2 protein-coding genes and 2 pseudogenes are annotated in these 2,642 nt (G+C 65.9%); all 4 read right to left on the bottom strand.

The window, feature by feature from the left end; genetic code table 11:
* A pseudogene (locus ACLFQI_RS13300) lies at nt 1-260 on the bottom strand (hypothetical protein); the annotation flags it as partial.
* A gap of 240 nt (nt 261-500) precedes the next feature.
* The gene (gene ribD / locus ACLFQI_RS13295; protein ID WP_410760041.1) at nt 501-1,664 is read right to left on the bottom strand and encodes a bifunctional diaminohydroxyphosphoribosylaminopyrimidine deaminase/5-amino-6-(5-phosphoribosylamino)uracil reductase RibD; all 1,164 of its coding nucleotides are present in this window, start codon (nt 1,662-1,664) and stop codon (nt 501-503) included.
* A gap of 97 nt (nt 1,665-1,761) precedes the next feature.
* Nucleotides 1,762-2,277: a transcriptional regulator NrdR gene (gene nrdR, locus ACLFQI_RS13290; protein WP_410760039.1), complete on the bottom strand. Its 516-nt coding sequence runs from the start codon at nt 2,275-2,277 to the stop codon at nt 1,762-1,764.
* A 77-nt stretch (nt 2,278-2,354) separates the two neighbouring features.
* Nucleotides 2,355-2,642: pseudogene (glyA, locus tag ACLFQI_RS13285) on the bottom strand (serine hydroxymethyltransferase); the annotation flags it as partial.

The raw sequence follows: 2,642 nt of genomic DNA, 5'->3' as shown, positions 1-2,642 counted from the left end.
TCCATATTGGCCTGCATGGCCTCGAAGCGCTTGTCGACCTGTTCCAAGCGCTTGTCGATTTGCGCAAAGCCTTCGCGCATCAGCTCGCGCTGGTGGCGTAGCTCTTCTTCCACGCGCACCATGCGCTCGCGCAGCTCGACCTCGTAGACCACCGGCGGCTTGCCTAGGCTTTGCTCGGCCAGCCAAACGCCGAGGTTTTCCTTGACGTAGTCGCCTAGCTGCTGCTTGATCAAGTCGAGATCTTCTTGGGCGAGTGTCATGGCATCAAACTCACTAAAAACCTGAGATCGCTCGATCGAAATCCTAACACCGTTCGAGGCATTCTGGGATAACGCCAGCGATCATCCAATAGCGTTCTTCGTCTTCTTATGGCCATTCGCCCTGACGCGCGGACACGAACATCCGGTGGAATCTGGGCTCCTGGGTCAGGGTTGTCCGGCAATCAGGTCGAGTAGCCATACATGCGCATCAAGCAATGGACCGTCAATGCCCAGGGATCCCTAATCGTCGCTGTTGACGGTATCCTCGGCAAGGCGCGCGCGTAGGCGCAGGTCGGGGCCGACCTGACGAACATCGAGCAACTCGAGCGGCACGCGCTCGCGCATGCTGGCGAGCGGCCCGAGCTGGAACAGCCCGCGCGCGTCGCTGCCCATCAGGTGCGGAGCCAGGTAGAGCACGAGTTCATCGACCAGTCGCTGCTGGAGCGCGGCGCCGGCCAGCGTCGGCCCGGCTTCGACCAGCACCTCGTTGATCTCGCGCTCGGCGAGGTAGCGCAGCAGGGCCTCGAGATCGACGCGTCCTGCCGCATCCGGCGGACCCACCCAGACCTCGGCACCGGCGGAGGTGACGGCGGCGATGCGCTTCGCATCTTGCACACAGGTGGCGACCAGGGTGGCGCCCGTGAGCAGGAGCATCTTCGCCGTGAGCGGCATTCGCAGCGCGCTGTCGAGGATGACGCGCAGCGGTTGCCGCACCGGTTCGCCGGTCGCCAGCGCCGGGATCAGCGTCGGCGCAAGCCGGACGTTGAGCGACGGATCATCGGCCAACAGGGTGCCGATGCCGGTGAGAATCGCCGAGGAACGCGCGCGCAGCCAGTGCACATCGGTGCGCGCCGCCGCCGAGGTGATCCACTGACTCTCGCCATTGGCCAGCGCGGTGCGCCCGTCGAGACTGGCCGCGAGCTTGACGCGCACGAACGGTAGACCGAGACGCATGCGTTTGTCGAAGCCCGGATTGAGCGCGCGGCAAGGCCCTTCGAGCACACCGGTGACGACCTCGACACCGGCTGCGCGCAGGCGCTCGAGCCCGCGCCCATGGACGCGCGGGTTGGGGTCTTGGATACCGACCACCACGCGGCTGACGCCCGCCGCCAGCAAGGCATCGGTACAGGGCGGCGTGCGGCCATGGTGGCAGCAGGGCTCGAGGGTGACATAGGCGGTGGCGCCGCGCGCAGCCGCTCCGGCGGCCTCGATCGCCAGGCGCTCGGCATGCGGCTCGCCGGCGCGGCGGTGCCAGCCTTCGCCGACGATCTGTCCCTCTCTCGCCAGCACGCAACCGACGCGCGGATTCGGGTCGGTGGTATAGAGCCCGCGCTCGGCGAGTTGGAGGGCGCGCGCCATCAGCGCGAGATCCCGCTCGTCTACCCGAGTCGATCCACGCGTCATAGGCGTTCCAGGCGTCCCAGGCATCCCAGGCGCTCCCTCCTGCCTTCCAGCCTGGATTCCACGCCGCTCTTCATCTGTCCTCCGCCGGCGACCACGCTCAAGATTCCTTCTTATCGAGCGTATCCAGGAGATCGAGTTGAGCGCGTCGCACCTCGGGTCTTGGATCCCGTTCGAGCCGCTCGATCTCCTCGCGAAAGGCGGCCACATCCTCGAACTTGCGATAGACCGAGGCGAAGCGCACATAGGCCACTTCATCGAGCGTGCGCAGCTCGTTCATCACCAACTCGCCGATCTCGCGCGAACTGATCTCGCCTTCAGCGGTCCCCAGGAGCTGACGCTGGATGCGCGCGATGGCGGCCTCGACCTGCTCGGTACTGACCGGGCGTTTCTCGGCCGCGCGCATCAGGCCAGCGCGCAGCTTGTGGCCATCGAACGGTACCCGCGTGCCATCGCGCTTGATCACTCGCGGCAGGTTGAGTTCAGCCGACTCATAGGTGGTGAAACGCTCGCCGCAGACGCCACAGCGGCGCCGACGGCGCACCTGATCGCCGTCGCCAGAGAGCCGGGAATCCATCACCTTGGTGTCTTGCGCACCACAGTAGGGACAGCGCATGCAGCCGTCTCTGCCTCAGGACCGGTGCCAGTGCAGGTGCAGGTGCCAGCGGCAGATGCGCTCAGCGGTGTGCAAGCTCAACGCGCGTAGACCGGGAAGCGCTTGCACAGCTCGAGCACCTTGGCCTTGGTCTGATCGATCATGGCCTGATCGCCACGCGCGTCGATCAGATCGCACATCCAGCCGGCAAGATCACGCGCCTCGTCGAGCCCAAAGCCACGCGTGGTCATCGCTGGCGTACCGATACGGATGCCGCTGGTGACGAAGGGCGACTGCGGATCATTGGGCACTGCGTTCTTGTTGACGGTGATGTTGGCCGCGTCGAGCCAGGCATCGACGTCCTTGCCGGTCAGGCCCTGCTCGAT

The sequence above is a fragment of the Halochromatium sp. genome (assembly GCF_046541315.1).
GTDB lineage: Bacteria > Pseudomonadota > Gammaproteobacteria > Chromatiales > Chromatiaceae > Lamprobacter.
Note: the sequence above shows the minus strand (reverse complement) of the source record. Positions and strands in the feature narration are given on the sequence as shown.

Bases quoted from the DNA above. Each gene is read 5' to 3' on its own strand.
- ribD (WP_410760041.1), bottom strand. From the start codon at position 1,664: ATGACGCGTGGATCGACTCGGGTAGACGAGCGGGATCTCGCGCTGATG.
- nrdR (WP_410760039.1), bottom strand. From the start codon at position 2,277: ATGCGCTGTCCCTACTGTGGTGCGCAAGACACCAAGGTGATGGATTCC.